This is a genomic window from Vibrio sp. SCSIO 43140 (assembly GCF_023716585.1).
Classification (GTDB): Bacteria; Pseudomonadota; Gammaproteobacteria; order Enterobacterales; family Vibrionaceae; genus Vibrio; species Vibrio maritimus_B.
In genome coordinates this window covers 3,772,466-3,790,622 of sequence record NZ_CP071850.1, presented here as the reverse complement: position 1 = coordinate 3,790,622, position 18,157 = coordinate 3,772,466, and the positions used below count along the sequence as shown (strand labels likewise).

Sequence of the window (18,157 nt, the reverse complement as noted above, 5' to 3'; positions counted from 1 at the left end):
GTTGTTAAGTACCAGATCAAGTGGTCATCGCGATCCGATAATTGATCGCAAAATTCCGTCTCTTGCCTGTGGATAAGTCTGTGATGAAATTATTTGCCAACTGTCAGAAAGCAGCGACAAATGGTGCTTTGAGAGGCTTTTGGCCTTGGGGATACCTTTTGCTTTACCCACAGTTAGATCAAGATCATACCTAGATGTAGTGGATCAAATGATCCAAAACCACTTTATCAACGCAATCCACAGAGTTACACACAGCTGGTGAAAATGTAGACTGAAGTGGATAACCCTAAAAGGTGTCGGTACTTTGTCAGCACTGAATAGTGCTATTATCGACCAAGAGAAAATAACCAAAAAAAACGCATGCAATACGCTTAATTTTGACGTAGCGCTAAGTGCGATGAAAGTAAAGGATTAGACTCTATGGAGCAGTTTCAACATATTGACGTGCACGGTGCACATCAGTTACTACAAGACAACGACGAAGCAAGGCTGGTGGATATCCGTGATATCCAGAGTTTTAATGTCGCTCATGCCACTGAGGCATACCACTTAACCAATGACAGCATTGTTGATTTCATGCAGCAGGTTGAATTTGAAGCACCAGTATTGGTGATGTGTTATCACGGTATCAGTAGCCAAGGCGCAGCTCAGTATCTCCTTAATCAAGGGTTTGAGCAGGTATACAGTGTCGATGGCGGTTTTGAAGCGTGGCACAGAGCAGCCTTGCCGGTAGAGAGTCACACATAGAGAGAGCAGCAATGGTTAGACTTATCACCCTGCAGAACCCGAGAATGGGGCAGGCATTTATCGATTACATGGCATCGAGAAAGATTGATGTCCAAATGATGCCCGAGGGTGGTGGTCAGTTCGTACTCTGGCTGATGAACAGTGAAGACCAGCTTGAAGCGGAGGTTGAACTCAAGCATTTTCTCGACGACCCTATGAATCCCAAATACCAAGCATCGTCATGGGATATGGCAGAAACGCGTCGCAATGCATTCCGCTATCAAACGCCAAGCTTTACCTCGATGCTTAAAGCGAAAGCTGGGATAACAACACTCTCTGTCATGGTATTGTGCTCGGTAATCTATATCACTCAGTTTGTTGGATTAGGGCAGTGGGTGTTCTCTTGGCTGCATTTCCCAGCCTTTGATGGACAGGAGTGGCAAGTATGGCGCTGGTTTAGTCACGCCTTGCTGCATTTCTCTGCCATGCACATCATCTTTAACCTACTGTGGTGGTGGCAGTTAGGTGGGGATATCGATAAGCGCCTTGGTGGTAAGAAGCTGTTAGAGATCTTTTTCGTCTCCGCCGCTATTTCGGGAATCGGCCAGTATTGGATTGAGGGAGCAAACTTCGGTGGTCTGTCTGGGGTTGTGTATGCGCTAGTCGGCTACCTGTGGATGCTCACGGTGAAGCGTCCTGATATTGGTCTTATTATCCCTAAGCCTATCGTTGCCTTTATGCTGGTTTGGTTGGTGCTTGGCTTTGTTCAGCCGTTCCTTGCAATTGCCAACATGGCGCACCTGACCGGTTTGTTGGCGGGTGTGGCGTTGGGTCTGCTCGACAGCTATCGTTTGAAGACAGCTAAGGCTTAAAGACGCTTGAAAATAGCCTAACCCAACACGCTCATTCTATTGGTAGAGATATTTGGTAAACAGAAGGTCGGCAATGACCGCTTTACCAGTCTCTGCCAATAGCAAGTTGTTGAGATTCTCGACCAGCATCTGACGGATCTCTTCTCGTCCCGCCAAAGACTTAATCACATCCGCATTTTGTTTGCCTAGCAGTTCAATCACGGCATCACGAATTAGCGGCTGGTGATGCTCAATAATCGCTAAATCATTAACGTCGCCGACCATGACATCGATACGCACTTGAACATAGCCAAGTCGCTTGCCTTTGGTGTGGAAGTTAGTGGTCAATTCCGGCTCGAGAGTGAAATACGCAAGGCTAGGTGCCGACTCCTCTGCGGAGAATGCAGGCATAGCGGCAGTCAAGCCCATGATCAGGAAAAACTGGGTCAGGTAACGTTTACACATATTTCTCTCTTTTAAACTCGAATTAGCCGATATTCCATGAGCCTAATTTTGTTACAATGACGTAATAACGCTGGAGTGTACCGACATGGTTGGTGGTACAATACGCCGTCCAGATGAACAATGATTGTACGCGCTTCAAGCGTGTTATTGAATAGCAAAATGAATGATTCAGCTTTCGACTATCTGAAAATATTACGCCAAGCTCAATGGCAGTCTCCTGACGAGTTTCCTCATCTTAATCGCCATGCCTTGCAGTGGTTGACGGAGCAAGGGTCGCTTTCACATAAATTGGCAGAGCATTGTCAGCACTTCTCTGTCGAAGTCGTGCGCAATGAAGCCAGCCCACTTCATACTATGTCTCAGGAGGAAATGGAGCTTCTTGACCACGAACCTTGTTGGTTGAGAGAAGTCGTGTTGTCTGGTGACAACCAGCCTTGGGTTATAGGTCGCACGCTGATGTCGCTTGAGTCGATGGACCGCAGCCAATATGATATTTCTCAACAAGGGACGGTGCCGATTGGTGTGACGGTCTTTTCAAGTGCTGATACCACGCGCGATGCATTACAAGTGGCACAGATTGCCACGCCAGAGGGCGATCTTTTTGCTCGCCGCTCACGGCTTTGGGTAAAAGGACACCCGATATTGGTTGCCGAACTTTTCTTGCCTGAGTCACCGATTTACCAACAGGAGTGTGGTCAATGACCTCGACAAAAGCCAGAGCTTACTGGCAGCTGATGCGCATGGATAAGCCTATTGGCTCGTTACTATTGCTTTGGCCAACGCTGTGGGCACTGATTGTTGCTGCAGAAGGCATCCCTGATCTTTTGGTGCTTGTGGTCTTTACCTTAGGTGTGGTCATGATGCGTAGTGCGGGCTGTGTGATCAATGATTTCGCCGACCGCAAAGTCGATGGGCATGTAGAGCGAACCAAGGGTCGCCCGTTGCCATCAGGGCAAGTGTCATCAAAAGAGGCCATTGGCCTATTTCTATTTTTGGCAGTGGCGTCATTTATTCTGGTTTTGACCATGAATACGTTGACGATTCAGCTTTCATTTGTCGGAGTTTTTTTAGCGTTTATCTATCCCTTCATGAAGCGTTACACACACCTTCCGCAGCTGTTTCTTGGTTTGGCTTTTAGTTGGTCAATTCCAATGGCGTTTGCCGCTCAAGCTGACGCTTTGCCGCCAATGGTTTGGTTTATCTTTGTGATTAACGCTCTTTGGACCATCGCTTACGACACCCAATACGCCATGGTGGACCGAGAAGATGATCTTAAGATAGGAATCAAGTCGACCGCCATTTTGTTTGGCAAGCGCGACAAGCTCATCATTGGTGTGTTGCAGCTGATTACATTGTTGATGTTGATGGGGCTTGGCTACAGCTACCAGTTGGGCGCAAGCTTCTACTGGAGTTTACTTGCGGTGAGTGCGCTGTTTGTCTATCAGCAGTGGCTAATCCGCCATCGTGAACGCCCACTTTGCTTTCAGGCATTTCTCAACAATAACTATGTAGGAATGGCAGTCACCATAGGTTTGCTAAGTGCATTTCTGTTGAAGTAACTGAGAGTTATCGAGTTAAAAAAAGCGCGGTCATTGCAAAATGACCGCGCTTTTTCGTTTTCTTAAAGAGGGTTACTCACTCTCGATGCTTTCATCGTCATCTAAGCTTGGGTCGCTTTGATGAACACTCTCTTGAATAGTAAGGCGTACCTCTGGGTACAACAGACCATAGAGCATACCAGCGAGGTTTTCAGTGGCTGCGATATCGCAGTTACCATCGATATCTAGGTAACCTTGCTCTTTTAGTGTGCTAAATAGTGCCGCGAATACGCCCTTATCGAAAAACTCTGGCGCATTGATACTGTGCAGACGACCCAGGCGCTGAGCAATGTCTTGGCTCTTTTGTTCTAGATCGCGCTTGCCAAGCTCTGGGTAGCACGCCAGTAGGTTAAGAGAGATCGCGTAGCGCTGCAGCGTCTCAGAAATTGTGCGGCCCAATAGCATCAGAGTTTGGGTGTTGGACTGATTCATTGACACGACGCCTTGATCAACCAGCACCAGTTCTTGGCGCGACAGCTCATTGATAATGCTATCGACCATCGACTCTAGCTCGCTCTCTTCAATGCTCAAGAACAGCTCTTTTTTCAAGAAAGGATAGAGCTTCTGCACATTGTATTGAATTTGCTCCAGTGACAGTTTGTGCTGACGAATCAACATCTGTGCGATAAGTGATGGCAGTGCGAACAGGTGAATAATGTTATTGCGGTAGTAGGTCATCAGAATCGACTGGTGACGGTCTAGTGAGATAATGTCACCTAGGGTGTCCGACTCAATAACAAATTTATCCAGTGACTCAGCATGCGCGACAAGCTCTTCTGCCGTTGCATTAGGCAGCGTACATGTCTTCGAATAAGGCACGTGTTTAAGCAGTGATAGATAGCAATCGATCTGGTTAACTAAGCTGTCACGAGACAGAGCACGCTGACGTGATGCTAGCAGAGCAGTCGCACAAAGCGTCAGAGCATTAGCGGCGGCAGCGTCGTTGATGTTGGTCATCATCTTAGTCGCAAGGTCATTGACCGCCGGAACCAACCACTGTGGTTTGCTGGTACCCATTGGGTCGATGTCTTGCGTCCAGTTAGGCGCCGCCTCGTTGAGGTACTGGTTAAGTGGGATTGGCTCACCAAAGTTCACGTAGCCTTGACCGAAGTTACGCAGCTTACGCAGCGTTTTAAGTACCTGACCCGCGTTCTCTTTCTCTTTGCGCTTACCGCGTAGCTCTTTCGCGTAAGTGCTCACTTCCATCACGTGTTCGTAGCCAATGTAAACAGGTACTAACGTGACAGGACGGTTAAGACCGCGCAGCATAGCTTGAATCGTCATCGCCAACATGCCGGTTTTTGCTTGCAGTAAGCGACCAGTACGTGAGCGACCACCTTCACTGAAGTATTCCACTGAGTAGCCTTTCGCGAACAGTTCAGCGAGGTACTCACGGAAAATCGTCGAATACAGCTTGTTGCCTTTAAAGCTGCGGCGAATAAAGAAGGCGCCACCGCGGCGAAAAATAGGGCCGGCTGGGAAGAAGTTGAGGTTGATGCCCGCGGCAATATGCGGCGGAACCATGCCTTCTTTGTACAGCACGTAAGAGAGCAACAGATAGTCCATGTGACTGCGGTGACACGGAACGTAAACAATCTCGTGACCGTCTTGAGCCAGGCGGCGAACGGTAGAGGCGTTGCTGACATTGATGCCTTGATACAGCTTGTTCCAAAGCCATGTCAGAACGTGATCACCGCTTTTTACCAGCTTGTAGGAGAAATCTGCTGCGATCTCATCCATGATTTGCTGTGCTTCTTTGCGCGCCTTCTCTTCGCTAACGTCGTTGCTTTGCGCGTGATCTTTGATCGCTTGCTCGATAACTTGCGAGTTGAGCAGACGATGGAACAAGACTTGGCGGTTTGGCAGGTTAGGACCTGATGCTGCGAGTTTCTGACGCGAGAAGTGAATGCGGGCCACGCGAGCGAGTTTGTGTGCAATAGACTCATCGGTGCCGTGAGAATCGGCCATATAGCGCAGTGATACCACTGGGCTAAAGCGAACCATACAGTCTCGGCCTGATGCCAATACCGCCATGGTTTTCTGTACGCCATTCATCGGTTGCAGATAAGGCTTCGGCGTTTCTTCTTTGCCAGGCTTACGACCCCATAAGACCGTCGCAGGAATCACCTGAACATCAAGTGATGGGTCTTTTTCGTGCTCTTTGAGTAGATCAGAGAAGAGGGCAATAGACTCATTCGGGACGTCTTGATCACTGGTAATCAGCGTCGGTCTTGAAGCTATGAACACAAAGCGATCACGTTCTTCGCCATTGAGCACGATCGGCTCAAGCGGATCTGGCAGTCCTACCGCGAGCGCTTGCTTTTGTAGGGTCAGGAGATCAACGTTTGAGCTGAAGGGCAGTGCATACACCACAGGTTTCGAGATATCGATATTGTGGTCTTCGATGGGGTTAGATGGAATCGCCGTCCCTTTTACTAGCACCGACATGGGCAGTTTTATAAAGGAACGGAACAGTGATTGTCCTGAAGACATAAAGGTTCACAGCCTCAATTTGTTCAAAGAAACAATGCCAGAGGATGAAGCATGGCAACACGATGTTGTGTATTAATCCTAGGCATTAGATTTAGTGCGCCGCAAGCATACCAGAAACTGGTCTTACCTTTTACTGAAAAAACAGCACAACGACATATTTACAATTCTATGCGCCATTGTGTTTAGTTATGGTGTCAATCTGCTAAAAAAACAACCAATTATCGTTGCAATTACAGTATTACTGGATATACTCACAGTTAACTGTATAAACAGACAGGTGATGTATGAAGCCGCTAACGCCCCGACAACAGCAGGTCTTTGATCTAATCAAAGCCAAGATAGACGACGTAGGTATGCCACCTACGCGTGCCGAAATCGCTAAGGAACTAGGGTTCCGCTCAGCGAATGCGGCCGAAGAACACCTAAAAGCACTCGCTCGTAAAAAAGCGATTGAAATCATCCCAGGCGCTTCGCGTGGTATCCGAATTCTACTTGAGCAACAAGCAGCAAACGAAGACCAAGGTCTACCGCTTATCGGTCAAGTAGCGGCGGGTGAGCCTATCTTGGCTCAAGAGCACGTAGAAGCACATTATCAAGTGGATCCGAGTATGTTCAAGCCTCAGGCGGATTTCCTACTTCGCGTAAACGGCGAGAGTATGAAGGACATCGGCATCATGGATGGCGACCTACTAGCGGTTCACAAAACTCAAGACGTTCGTGACGGTCAGGTTGTGGTCGCGCGCGTTGATGAAGATGTGACGGTGAAGCGTTTAGAGCGCAAAGGCGCAACGGTTCTATTACATGCAGAAAACGAAGAGTTTTCGCCGATTGAAGTCGACTTGACGGCGCAGCATTTAGCCATTGAAGGCATCGCCGTGGGCATCATCCGTAACACGGATTGGATGTAAGCTAATTCGGCGGAAGGGCATTTTGTTGTCTTCCGCCAACCTTCCTCGGCCAAAATTACACAAATTGTAGAAAAAATACCCGTCTTTACTCCACTCCGTGCTCACTTTCTGGTATGTTTCGCACCCTTGTATTGATCAGGGTATCGTTCAGGAGAGGAATTGTGGAATCTTGCCCACTGTGTTCGGGACAATCCGTCCACCATTACCATAGTGACAAAAAGCGTGATTACTTGCAGTGCTCGCGTTGTGAATTGGTGTTTGTGCCAAGAGAGCAGCGTCTGGATGCAGTAAGTGAAAAGGCGCACTATGACCTCCACAATAACGATCCCCAAGACCAAGGATACCGCCGCTTTTTGTCTCGATTGGCAGACCCAATTTTGCAGCGAATTGCGCCCGGTTCAAAAGGACTAGACTTTGGATGTGGTCCAGGTCCGACTCTGTCACTGATGCTCACTGAGCAAGGTCATGACATGGCACTGTACGATCTGTACTATTATCCGGATAAATCCGTACTCGATAATAGCTACGATGTGGTGACCGCGACAGAGGTTATCGAACACTTGTATGAGCCAAACCAAGTTTGGCAACAATGGTTATCGCTCATTAAGCCTGGAGGATGGTTAGGCTTAATGACAAAACTGGTGATAGATGTAGACGCATTTGCTAAATGGCACTACAAAAATGACCAGACACATGTTGTTTTCTTTAGTCGAGCCACGTTCTTGTATTTAGCAGAGCGAGACGGGCTGGATATTGAATTCATTGGTAATGATGTCATTTTACTGAGGAAGCTTACGTAATGAGTCGTAAGAAAAAATCAAGAAAGCCGGGCTCTAATCCAGAGCCGGTAGTTGCGGTTACCCGTAACCGTTCTCAAGCGGACGTTGACGGTCGCTTGCGCAAGCGTTTGAAAAAACGCAAAGGTCAGAAGTCAGGCAGCCGCCACTCTGAAGGCAAAGAAGTTAACCAGTCGACGGGTGGTGCTAAGCTAGACCCTCGCCTAGGCAGTAAGAAAAAGATTCCGCTTATCGTTGAGCCTACGAAGAAGCCAACTAAGGTTGAGCGTCGTCTATCTGCTGAGCAAGAGCTGGAGATGCTAGAGAACGATGCGCAACTGAACGTGTTGCTCGATCGCATTGAAAGCGGTGAGAACCTAGGTGCTGGTCTACAGAAATACGTGGACGAGAAACTGGACCGTATTGAGAAGCTGATGAATCAACTTGGTCTTATGGAGCCTGAGTATGATGAAGACGAAGAGCTTGATATGCCAGTGGCTGAGGTGTCTACACCAAGCAAGAAAGCAAACAGTGATGATGATCTATTGTCGCAGTTTGAAGATATCGACATGGATCAGTTCAAAGGCTAACAAGGGGTAGAGTAGATGAATACCGTGACGCTGTTAACCATTGCTGGTGTGCTCATTATTGTGGGCTTGGCAAGCTACGCGGGCTATTTGCTACTGCAACTCAAAAAGCAAAAGGAGTTGCAACAACAGCATCGTGAGCTGGCAATCAAAAAGCGTAATGCCAACATCTTCGAGAGTGTGGATACCATTTGCTTAGCGACGATTCAGGGGCAGTGCGACCTGTCGGAAGCGGCGATTCGACTCTATAACATCATGGACTATGTTCAAGGTGATGAGCGCGTCGATTTTGATAAAGAGTTTCCTGCCACTGCTGAGCTTTTCCATATCGTTAAAGACATGCCTCGCGGTGATGCGAGACAGGAGATGGAAAAGCAGCAGCGAATGCGTGACAATCTGACGCGCCAAAAAGCGGAAGCACGCCTTAACGATGCTATTGTAGAAGAGCTAAAAACGCTGCAACGCACCGTCCAGCCTCTTAATGACCAAATCGATATCAAACTGGTGGGTTAGCTTTAGTGTGCCTACCTTTAGCAAGTGATCGTGATAGCAAAATTGGCGATCACTTGCACAATTCCACTTCTTGACGGGATACCCGTCATATTTGTGTGGCAAAATAGCGCCTAGTTGACTCCCTATACCGTCAGGCATTTCTCGTCGGTCTTAGCTCGTAGGTTTAGTGGGGCGAAAGCAACGTGTTTATTGGAAGTATGACCATGTCTCAAAATCAATCCGAAACTCAACAACAGATCGTCTGGGATCAAGCTATCCTCGACAAGTACAACTATTCCGGTCCGCGATACACCTCGTATCCAACGGCGGTTGAGTTTCATGAAGCGTATACCATTTCTGATTACGATATGGCGTGTACTCAATACCCAGATCGTCCGCTTTCGCTGTATGTTCATATCCCCTTCTGTCACAAGCTTTGCTACTACTGTGGCTGTAATAAGGTGATCACTCGTCATGCGCACAAAGCCGATGAGTATCTTGATGTTATTGAGCACGAGATTCGCCAGCGTGCGTCGTTGCTGCAGGGCCGAAAAGTCACCCAGCTGCATTTTGGTGGTGGTACGCCAACCTTCCTGACGAAGAGCCAAATCAGCCGCCTAATGGCAATCTTACGTGGTGAGTTTTTCTTTGAAGCGGATGCTGAGATCAGTATTGAAGTCGATCCTCGCGAAATTGAGCTGGATATGCTTGACCACCTACGTGAGGAAGGCTTCAACCGACTAAGTATTGGCGTTCAAGACTTCAATAAAGAGGTTCAAAAACTGGTAAACCGCGAGCAAGATGAAGAGTTTATCTTTGCTATGGCGAAGCGAGCGAAAGAGCTAGGTTTCCGCTCGACCAACTTAGACTTGATTTACGGCTTGCCAAAGCAGACCAAAGACCGATTTGCACAGACACTTGAGCAGGTGCTTACCATGCGCCCAGGTCGTTTGTCGGTGTTTAACTACGCGCACATGCCAAACCTGTTTGCTGCACAGCGTAAAATCAAAGATGAGGACCTACCGCAAGCTGAAGAGAAGATGGCTATCCTGCAAGATACCATTGCTACCTTGACCGGTGCGGGCTATCAGTTTATCGGTATGGATCACTTTGCGCTTCCTGAAGATGAGTTGGCTGTTGCTCAGCGCGCAGGGGAGCTGCACCGAAACTTCCAAGGCTACACCACACAGGGCGATTGTGACTTGGTTGGGTTTGGTGTTTCTGCTATCTCTATGATTGGTGACAGCTACGCTCAGAACCAAAAAGAGCTGAAGAAATACTACGCTCAGGTGAACGAGTCTCGTCATGCGTTGTGGAAAGGTGTGGTGCTAGACAAAGATGACTTGATCCGTCGTGAGGTCATCAAGCAGCTGATCTGTAACTTCAGCCTAGATAAGCGCTTCGTTGAAAAGATGTTTGCTATCGACTTCAATCAGTACTTTGCCGAAGATTTGAAACTGCTGCAAACCTTCATTAACGATGAGTTGGTCGCGGTATCAGATGACACGATTGAGGTGACTCTGCGAGGTCGTTTGCTGATTCGCAATATCTGCATGAGCTTTGACAAATACCTTCGCCAGCGTGCACGTCAGCAGCAGTTCTCACGCGTTATCTAACGTTAGCTGACAAAGAGCCGACCAAGTAGCGAAAGCCCACTAGGAGCCTACCAATAAGTAAGCAGTGTAGTGGGCTTTTTTACATCTGGGATATGGGGCCTGATAATGGTGTTCTGACTTAGGCCATCTTGTTGAGTGAGTTGACTTGGTCATCCCAAAGCACACTTGGCCACTTCTCTATCGGAAGAGGCGGGCTGAACAAATAGCCCTGTGCATGATGGCATCCAAGGGATTGAATGAGCTCAGCTTGTTGCTGGGTCTCAACCCCTTCGGCAACCAGGCTAAAGCCAAAACTCTTAGAAAGCTTGGTAATGGCGGCAACGACGCTGTCGTCGACGTTATCACGTGTCAGTCGATCGACAAACGCCTTGTCGATCTTCAAGCTATCAAACGGCAGCTTGTGCAGATAGGCTAGCGAGGAATAACCGGTACCAAAATCATCAATCGCGATGCTTGCGCCCAGCGACTTAATGAGGCTCATATTATCCAATAGTACCGGATCGTTATCAGCGAGCTTTGATTCCGTTACTTCGATGGTCAGTTGGCTGACAGGGAATCGAGTTCTCTCAAGCAACTGACTCAACTGCTCTACATAGTCTCCGTCTGACAGTTCAAGAACGGACACATTGATATGCAGCTGGAAATTGGCGGGCAACGCACCCTTGTCTATCTCTGTCTTGACCGTCTGCATTGCTTCCGCTGCCATGTGTTGACCAATTGCCTTGATAAGACCGGAGCTCTCCGCCAGAGGGATAAAATCGAGTGGAGAGATAAACTGCCCTTGATGATCGCGCAGCCTCAGAAGTGCTTCTGCGCCAAATGGCTGGCCGGAGCGAATATCGACAAGGGGTTGGAAGTAGACTTCGAACAGGTCATGGTCGATGGCGTGGCGTAAGTAGGTCAGCAATCGAGTTTTGTTCTTAGACTGCTCTGCCATCACAGGCGTATAGATGCTGACGTGATTACTCTCGGTTTTCGCATGACTGAGCGCAATACCCGCATTTCGCAAGCAGGTGTCTGCCTTTGCGCAGTCAGAGGTGATTCCGATAGAGATGTTGACGCTCAGTGGCTCTCCCGCCACCACAAAGGGTGCTGAGAATACCTGACGCAGACGATGCTGATAGCAAAGCTGTTGCTCTGCGGTGATGCTGGGTAGATAGATAGCAAACTCATCGCCAGCAACACGACCTAAGACGCCATTCTCTGCTAAAACCCAAGCTTTGAGGCGCTCGGCAACGATGGTGAGTAGTACATCTCCATAGTGATGCCCAAGGCTATCATTGATGTCACGAAATTGATTAATGCCAAGTAGCATCATAGTACCACTGCTACTTTGCTGCGCCTTTAGCGAGTCGCACGTCTCGATAAAGCCCTGACGACTGTACAGCTTGGTTAAGTTATCGCGAGTCAGCTGCTCTCTCAAAGCATGAAACGAGGCTTGCAGGTGTGAGCGCATCGACGAAAAGCTTTGCAACAGTTGTGAGATTTCGCTAATGCGATTGCGTTTTGGTAACGGGTAATCCCATGAACCATTGGCAATTTGCTTAGCCGCTTCTGCTGTTTCCGAGAGCGGCACGGTAAGCCTGTTGAGAACGACAATCCCCATGCCCAATCCAAGTAGACCAAGGATAAGCCCTGCCCAGAGCATACGATTGCTGACTACAGGAATATTGCCCATCAAGTCATCGGCAGAAATCACCACCGCGACATACCAATTCAAACGCTTATCGGATTGATAAGGGCTAATCATGATGTACTGTGTCGTGCTCTCATCATCGAACGCGAGAAGCTTGGGGGCGCTTGGCTCCATATTGTGGATGCTTTGACTCAGATACTGCAGCAGCGGGCTTTCGCTGTTAGACAACGAGCGACGATGGCCCGATTTATCCAAAATGGTTCCAGTGCCACTTTGAGCAATGAGCTCATGGTGTTCATCCACCACGTAAACTCTGGCACTGTGTGTGGTATCCAAATCATTAAGAAAACGACTAAAGGTATCAATCTGAACATCAATGGCCGCAACACCAATCAGTTCACGTGTGCCACGAAGAGATTGAAACACAGGAGAGAGCGCGGAAATAGTGATCTCCTGCGCTTCATCTGCATTGGTATAGACTTTTGACCAGGTCGCGTTAGGCTGCTGACGTACAGGTTGATACCAAGGGCGCTCGCGTGGGTCATAGGGTGAAATCGTGGCCACGACCTTCGACTCGCGTGTATCAGAGGAGTAGACATTGAGGGTATCTTCGGTACCAATGTCTTTGACCATCAGCGAAAACTCAGACTCTTCACCGTCACGCTTGGTTACCCTCAGCGCAAGAAACTCACCTTGCTCCCCGCCAAAGCCCATTAAGTCAATTTGCGGAGATTGTACGTTAAGAGAGGCGAAGCTGGAGCGCAGGTAGGCCTCCAATTTAGCGGTATCATTGGGCGTGTAGAGCTGGTGGTATTCGATGGCGTGCGCCAGAGTCTCGACGGCGGTCATTGGCTTGTCGAGATAGATATCAAGACTATGCACTACGTTCGTGGACAAGCTAGAGAGTTGTCTGTCGCCGACCTCCATCGCAAGGTCGTCATAACGTTGTTTTTGTAGCCATAGAATAGTGCCAACCGAGCACAAGAACACCGCAATAAAGGGTGCAATCAGTGCTTTCTTGAGCGACAGAGTGAATAATCCAGGCATACAAACAACGTACTTAACTGATGAAACAAACAGAATGAAGTTAACGGGCGAGGGTTTCGCCAGTCTCTATAATAAATCGGCAGAGCGGGGGTAAAGTTTAGGCCATTAACACAATTAATGGCCTAAATAAGTGATAGTTTTGTCGGTAAAGTGTGTGCGAATGTGTGACGTCAGTATTAGTAGAGTTCTTTTAGCTTACGAGTCAGAGTGTTACGACCCCAGCCTAACACTTTAGCGGCATCCTGCTTGTGACCATTGGTGTGAGAAAGTGCCGCCTCAAGCAAGATACGTTCGAATTCTGGCTGAGCTCGGTTAAGGATTTCAGTCTCTCCAGACTCTAGGGCTTGTGATGCCCATGAAGAAAGAAGCTGCTGCCAGTCGCCACCACTCATCTCTGTCATGCGCTTTGGTTCATCGAGCAGTTCTGGCGGTAGGTCGTTCGGCAGTATTTCGCTGCCACTCGCCATGACTGTCAACCAGCGACAGGTGTTCTCGAGCTGACGTACGTTACCTGGCCAATCCAGCTTATTAAGGATCTCTACAGTGTCTGGGTTGAGCGATTTGGTCTCGACGCCAAGCTCCTCCGCTGCCAGAGACAGGAAGTGCAGAGTGAGTTTTTCAATATCCTGCTTGCGCTCTCTCAGTGCTGGAATATGGATGCGGATAACATTGAGGCGGTGAAACAAATCCTCACGAAACTCGCCATCGTTAACCAGCTTTTCCAGATTCTGGTGCGTCGCCGCAACGATACGAACATCCACCTTAACTGCTGAGTGACCACCCACGCGGTAGAACTGGCCGTCTGCCAAAACACGCAGTAAGCGGGTTTGGATATCAAGAGGCATGTCACCAATCTCATCCAAGAACAGCGTGCCGCCGTTTGCCTGTTCGAAGCGACCCTGCCTAACACTATTAGCGCCGGTAAAGGCGCCTTTCTCGTGACCAAACAGCTCCGATTCGATGAGATCTTTAGGGATGGCCGCCATGTTTAGTGCGATAAAAGGTTTTGCAGAGCGTGGGCTATGTCTGTGCAGAGCATGGGCGACCAACTCTTTACCCGTACCAGATTCTCCGTTAATCAAGACCGAGATAGAAGAGCGAGAGAGGCGGCCGATAGCGCGAAACACTTCCTGCATCGCAGGGGCTTCACCGATGATCTCTGGCGCTTCTGCCGTAATCGTATCGTCACTGCTTAGAGCACTTTTTTGCTCTTGGCTATGAGTGATGGCTCGCTCGACGAGCGTTAAGGTTTCGTCGATATCAAAGGGTTTAGGCAGATACTCGAAGGCGCCTTTTTGATAGGCGTTCACTGCGGCGTCTAGATCGGAGTGCGCCGTCATGATGATAACGGGAAGCTCTGGTGCGCTTTGTTGGACGCGATTTAGAAGCTCTATACCATCGATACCCGGCATGCGAATGTCCGACACCAATACGTCAGGCGTCTCTCGCTCAAGCGCCATCAATACGCTTTCGGCATCCGCGAAGGTCTCACATTTGATATTTGCTGACGACAGGGTTTTATCCATAACCCATCGTATTGAGCTGTCGTCATCGACGACCCATACATATCCTTTACTCATAGCCAAACTTCCTTACAGCAAGCTCATCCAACAACCTCTCAGGGCGTTTAAATGGGCAGATAAATAGTAAAAATGGTACGACCGGGCCAACTTTCTACGTCTATTTTTCCATTGTGTTGGTCGATCAAGTTTTGCGAAATGGACAAACCAAGTCCGGTACCGCCTTCGCGACCACTCACCATAGGGTAAAACAGTGTGTCTTGAAGCTCGGCAGGAATGCCTGGTCCATTGTCGATAATTTCTATGCGAGCGGCGAGTTTATGACGCTGTCCGTGAATGTTGGCTTGATGAACGGTGCGGGTACGCAGCGTGATCATGCCATTCTCTTGCTTGGACAAGATCTGTGCGGCATTGCTGGTGATATTAAGCAACGCCTGCTCGATTTGGTCTGTATCCATCAGTATTGGAGGGAGACTCGGATCATAGTCGCGCTCGATTGCTATGCCGGTGCCAGCGTCTAGCTCCACCAGTTGGCGAACCTTTTCTAGTATTAGGTGCAGGTTTTCTTGTTTTTTAGTACCCGGCTTTTGGGGTCCAAGTAGACGATCAACCAGAGCCCTGAGCCTATCAGCCTGCTCAATAATGATATTGGTGTATTCATTGAGTGACGGGTCTGGGAGCATCTTGGATAGCAGTTGTGCTGCGCCGCGAAGTCCACCGAGTGGATTTTTTATCTCATGCGCTAACCCGCGAACCAAAAGCTTAGCCGCCTGTTGTTGGGCGTGTTGGTTAAGCTCTTGCGTCAGCCTTTTTTGCTGGCCGATCTTGCGCATTTCAATCAGCAACATCAGCTCTTTATTCCAAGAAAGCGGACTTACGGTAACCTCGAGCAACAAGGGTTTTCCGTCAACGACAAAGGTGACGTCGCTATCGGTAATGCTCTGGCCGCTTTGCAGTGGCTGTGTCAGCAGTGCTAAATCAAGTGAGGCATGTTGGATAATCTGAGACAAATGGCAGCCAACCAGGCGCTTTGAGCTTTGAGAAAACAATTGCTCCGCTGAGGGGTTGGCATACTGAACCGTTAGCCCTTCATTTAGCATCAACGTGGCTGTTACCACATTATTGAGTATTGCATCCGTCAATTCACAATTCGCCACACGCTATCCTTACTCTGTTCAAAAATGGTGCATTGCACGAGCATCGAAAACTCAATGCACTAATTTGGTGCATCTAGTAAGCTAAGTATGGCGCAATTTGGGTTAGAGTAAAAGCGTCAGGGTAGATAGGCTCTCTATTGCACCGATGCACGATGAAGATGCACAGTAATTGTATCTGATGATGCAATTACCTTGCCGCTTTGTAGAATCTGAAGTGTTAACGTGTGTGTACCGCGATCGATGTTATTGAGTCGCCACTTAGGATTCGATTGCGGAGGCATAACTGGCGAGCCATCGAGCAGTAATTGAAGCTGCTGATCCGTTCTGAGATTGGGTGTGAGTTCTGCAATAACATCGATAACGCCGGCGTTGCTGCGAATGGTCGCGTCATGCTTTGGAAAGCGGATGCTCACGCTCAAAGGAAGAGCACTGCTGCTTTTGTCCTCTTTGTCCGCAAGGGAGCTAGAGGTCCAATCGACATCGCTCTCATTCAATACTTGAGGTGGAGGAGGGGCGTCAGGGAGCTCAATGCGTTTGGCGTCTTTGTGCTCGGGAAAGTCACTAAAGTGAAGATTACCCTGTGTATCTTTCCAGACATAGACTTCGCTTGTATACGAGTTAGCACTAAAAAGGCTGAGTCCCAATATACTGAAACTTAAAAGCCGAGAGCGAAAAAGAATGGGGGAACAGAGCCAGGCGGAATTCATGCTTGAACCTTCAATCAAATAGAAAGATAAAGTCCATGCTAGCCCCAGTCTACAAAGGGCTGAATACGAAAAAGGCCCGCCTGCGAGGCGAGCCTAATAATTATGAAAACATGTAACGTATACAGGTCTATCTACTAAACAAAGTGTTTATTAAACAGAGTAGTATAGTTCGAACTCAAGTGGGTGAGTTGTCATGTTTACTTTCTCTACGTCTTGAGACTTAAGGTCGATGTAAGAATCGATAAAGTCATCAGAGAATACACCGCCAGCAGTTAGGAACTCACGGTCAGCGTCTAGGCACTCTAGCGCTTCTTTTAGTGAGTAAGCCACTGTTGGGATCTCTGCCGCTTCTTCAGCTGGTAGATCGTAAAGGTCTTTATCCATCGCTTCGCCTGGGTGGATCTTGTTCTTGATACCGTCAAGACCAGCCATAAGCATTGCAGCAAAACATAGGTATGGGTTCGCTGATGGGTCACCGAAACGTAGCTCGATACGACGTGCTTTCGGGCTTGGTACCACTGGGATACGGATAGAAGCAGAACGGTTACGTGCAGAGTATGCAAGCATAACTGGCGCTTCGAAGCCTGGTACAAGGCGCTTGTACGAGTTAGTTGATGCGTTAGCAAATGCGTTGATTGCTTTAGCGTGCTTGATGATACCACCGATGTAGTAAAGCGCCATTTCAGATAGGCCGCCGTACTTGTCGCCAGCGAATAGGTTAACACCGTCTTTCGCTAGAGATTGGTGAACGTGCATACCAGAACCGTTGTCACCTACTAGTGGCTTAGGCATGAATGTTGCCGTCTTACCAAATGCGTGAGCAACGTTGTGTACAACGTACTTGTAAACTTGGATTTCGTCCGCTTTCGCTGTTAGCGTGTTGAAACGAGTTGCGATTTCGTTCTGACCCGCAGTTGCTACTTCGTGGTGGTGAGCTTCAACGACTTGACCCATTTCTTCTAGAACTAGACACATTGCAGAGCGGATGTCTTGAGAAGAGTCAACAGGAGCTACTGGGAAGTAACCACCTTTAACGCCAGGACGGTGACCTTTGTTACCGCCTTCGAAGTCTGTACCTGTGTTCCAAGCTGCTTCTACGTCATCGATCTTGAAGAATGAACCAGACATGTCTGTTGCAAACTTAACGTCGTCGAATAGGAAGAATTCTGGCTCTGGACCAACTAGAACAGTATCAGCGATACCTGTTGAACGTAGGAAGTCTTCAGCGCGCTTAGCGATTGAACGTGGGTCGCGGTCGTAGCCTTGCATAGTTGCAGGCTCTAGGATGTCACAACGAATGTTCAGAGTCGCATCTTCAGTGAATGGGTCAAGAACCGCGCTTGCTGCGTCTGGCATCATCACCATGTCTGACTCGTTGATGCCTTTCCAGCCAGCAACAGAAGAACCGTCAAACATTTTACCTTCTTCAAAGAAGTCTGCGTCTACTTGGTGAGCAGGGATAGAAACGTGTTGTTCTTTACCCTTAGTATCTGTAAAGCGTAGATCTACGAATTTAACTTCGTTCTCTTGGATCAGCGATAGAACATTTTCTACTGACATCTTGGAAAACCTCCAGTG

16 protein-coding genes are annotated in these 18,157 nt (G+C 48.5%); 9 read left to right on the top strand and 7 right to left on the bottom strand.

The genetic code is table 11. The features are described 5' to 3' along the window. Positions 1–420 precede the first annotated feature (420 nt). The gene (gene glpE, locus J4N45_RS18005; protein WP_042478783.1) at positions 421–747 is read left to right on the top strand and encodes a thiosulfate sulfurtransferase GlpE; all 327 of its coding nucleotides are present in this window, start codon (positions 421–423) and stop codon (positions 745–747) included. A gap of 11 nt (positions 748–758) precedes the next feature. After that, positions 759–1,598, top strand: coding sequence for a rhomboid family intramembrane serine protease GlpG (gene glpG, locus J4N45_RS18000; RefSeq protein WP_252012913.1), 840 nt, complete (start codon positions 759–761; stop codon positions 1,596–1,598). A gap of 36 nt (positions 1,599–1,634) precedes the next feature. On the opposite strand, the gene J4N45_RS17995 is transcribed toward glpG, so the two are convergent. Continuing rightward, positions 1,635–2,042: a flagellar basal body-associated protein FliL gene (locus J4N45_RS17995; RefSeq protein ID WP_252012911.1), complete on the bottom strand. Its 408-nt coding sequence runs from the start codon at positions 2,040–2,042 to the stop codon at positions 1,635–1,637. 159 nt (positions 2,043–2,201) lie between these two features. Between J4N45_RS17995 and J4N45_RS17990 the strand changes: the two genes are divergently transcribed. Beyond that, a complete protein-coding gene (locus J4N45_RS17990) occupies positions 2,202–2,744 on the top strand; it encodes a chorismate--pyruvate lyase family protein (protein ID WP_252012909.1) in 543 nt (180 codons plus the stop codon). Continuing rightward, positions 2,741–3,601, top strand: a complete 861-nt coding sequence (gene ubiA, locus J4N45_RS17985; RefSeq protein WP_042478792.1) for a 4-hydroxybenzoate octaprenyltransferase — start codon at positions 2,741–2,743, stop codon at positions 3,599–3,601. The genes J4N45_RS17990 and ubiA overlap by 4 nt, the downstream gene beginning before the upstream one ends. A 72-nt stretch (positions 3,602–3,673) precedes the next feature. Here the strand turns inward: ubiA and plsB are convergent, their stop codons facing one another. Next, a complete protein-coding gene (plsB, locus tag J4N45_RS17980) occupies positions 3,674–6,133 on the bottom strand; it encodes a glycerol-3-phosphate 1-O-acyltransferase PlsB (RefSeq protein ID WP_234494955.1) in 2,460 nt (819 codons plus the stop codon). Positions 6,134–6,417: 284 nt separating this feature from the next. Between plsB and lexA the strand changes: the two genes are divergently transcribed. From lexA to hemN, 5 genes are all read left to right on the top strand, one after another. Further along, complete coding sequence (gene lexA, locus J4N45_RS17975; protein ID WP_252012907.1) at positions 6,418–7,041, top strand: transcriptional repressor LexA; 624 nt, start codon at positions 6,418–6,420, stop codon at positions 7,039–7,041. A 161-nt stretch (positions 7,042–7,202) separates the two neighbouring features. Beyond that, on the top strand, positions 7,203–7,841 hold the full coding sequence (locus J4N45_RS17970; protein ID WP_252012903.1) for a class I SAM-dependent methyltransferase: 639 nt from the start codon (positions 7,203–7,205) through the stop codon (positions 7,839–7,841). Beyond that, positions 7,841–8,407: a Der GTPase-activating protein YihI gene (gene yihI, locus J4N45_RS17965; protein WP_252012901.1), complete on the top strand. Its 567-nt coding sequence runs from the start codon at positions 7,841–7,843 to the stop codon at positions 8,405–8,407. Before J4N45_RS17970 ends, yihI begins: the two co-directional genes overlap by 1 nt. A 15-nt stretch (positions 8,408–8,422) precedes the next feature. Further along, positions 8,423–8,917: a DUF2489 domain-containing protein gene (locus J4N45_RS17960; RefSeq protein ID WP_042478799.1), complete on the top strand. Its 495-nt coding sequence runs from the start codon at positions 8,423–8,425 to the stop codon at positions 8,915–8,917. Positions 8,918–9,120: 203 nt separating this feature from the next. Continuing rightward, positions 9,121–10,512, top strand: a complete 1,392-nt coding sequence (gene hemN / locus J4N45_RS17955; protein ID WP_252012899.1) for an oxygen-independent coproporphyrinogen III oxidase — start codon at positions 9,121–9,123, stop codon at positions 10,510–10,512. 118 nt (positions 10,513–10,630) lie between these two features. Here hemN and J4N45_RS17950 read toward each other — a convergent pair whose 3' ends face one another. From J4N45_RS17950 to glnA, 5 genes are all read right to left on the bottom strand, one after another. Further along, positions 10,631–13,195 (bottom strand): EAL domain-containing protein, encoded by a 2,565-nt coding sequence (locus J4N45_RS17950; protein ID WP_252012897.1) that lies wholly within the window; start codon positions 13,193–13,195, stop codon positions 10,631–10,633. Positions 13,196–13,371: 176 nt separating this feature from the next. Continuing rightward, entirely contained in the window at positions 13,372–14,775 is a 1,404-nt protein-coding gene (glnG, locus tag J4N45_RS17945) for a nitrogen regulation protein NR(I) (protein ID WP_234494961.1), read from the bottom strand. A 47-nt stretch (positions 14,776–14,822) separates the two neighbouring features. After that, positions 14,823–15,872 (bottom strand): nitrogen regulation protein NR(II), encoded by a 1,050-nt coding sequence (gene glnL / locus J4N45_RS17940; protein ID WP_128649889.1) that lies wholly within the window; start codon positions 15,870–15,872, stop codon positions 14,823–14,825. Positions 15,873–16,006: 134 nt separating this feature from the next. Beyond that, positions 16,007–16,516 (bottom strand): DUF4124 domain-containing protein, encoded by a 510-nt coding sequence (locus tag J4N45_RS17935; RefSeq protein ID WP_252012895.1) that lies wholly within the window; start codon positions 16,514–16,516, stop codon positions 16,007–16,009. Between the two features lie 213 nt (positions 16,517–16,729). Then, a complete protein-coding gene (gene glnA, locus J4N45_RS17930) occupies positions 16,730–18,139 on the bottom strand; it encodes a glutamate--ammonia ligase (protein ID WP_042478804.1) in 1,410 nt (469 codons plus the stop codon). Positions 18,140–18,157 lie beyond the last annotated feature (18 nt).

Coding starts and splice junctions, on each gene's coding strand:
- glpE (WP_042478783.1), top strand. CDS start 421: ATGGAGCAGTTTCAACATATTGACGTGCACGGTGCACATCAGTTACTA.
- glpG (WP_252012913.1), top strand. CDS start 759: ATGGTTAGACTTATCACCCTGCAGAACCCGAGAATGGGGCAGGCATTT.
- J4N45_RS17995 (WP_252012911.1), bottom strand. CDS start 2,042: ATGTGTAAACGTTACCTGACCCAGTTTTTCCTGATCATGGGCTTGACT.
- J4N45_RS17990 (WP_252012909.1), top strand. CDS start 2,202: ATGAATGATTCAGCTTTCGACTATCTGAAAATATTACGCCAAGCTCAA.
- ubiA (WP_042478792.1), top strand. CDS start 2,741: ATGACCTCGACAAAAGCCAGAGCTTACTGGCAGCTGATGCGCATGGAT.
- plsB (WP_234494955.1), bottom strand. CDS start 6,133: ATGTCTTCAGGACAATCACTGTTCCGTTCCTTTATAAAACTGCCCATG.
- lexA (WP_252012907.1), top strand. CDS start 6,418: ATGAAGCCGCTAACGCCCCGACAACAGCAGGTCTTTGATCTAATCAAA.
- yihI (WP_252012901.1), top strand. CDS start 7,841: ATGAGTCGTAAGAAAAAATCAAGAAAGCCGGGCTCTAATCCAGAGCCG.
- J4N45_RS17960 (WP_042478799.1), top strand. CDS start 8,423: ATGAATACCGTGACGCTGTTAACCATTGCTGGTGTGCTCATTATTGTG.
- hemN (WP_252012899.1), top strand. CDS start 9,121: ATGTCTCAAAATCAATCCGAAACTCAACAACAGATCGTCTGGGATCAA.
- J4N45_RS17950 (WP_252012897.1), bottom strand. CDS start 13,195: ATGCCTGGATTATTCACTCTGTCGCTCAAGAAAGCACTGATTGCACCC.
- glnG (WP_234494961.1), bottom strand. CDS start 14,775: ATGAGTAAAGGATATGTATGGGTCGTCGATGACGACAGCTCAATACGA.
- glnA (WP_042478804.1), bottom strand. CDS start 18,139: ATGTCAGTAGAAAATGTTCTATCGCTGATCCAAGAGAACGAAGTTAAA.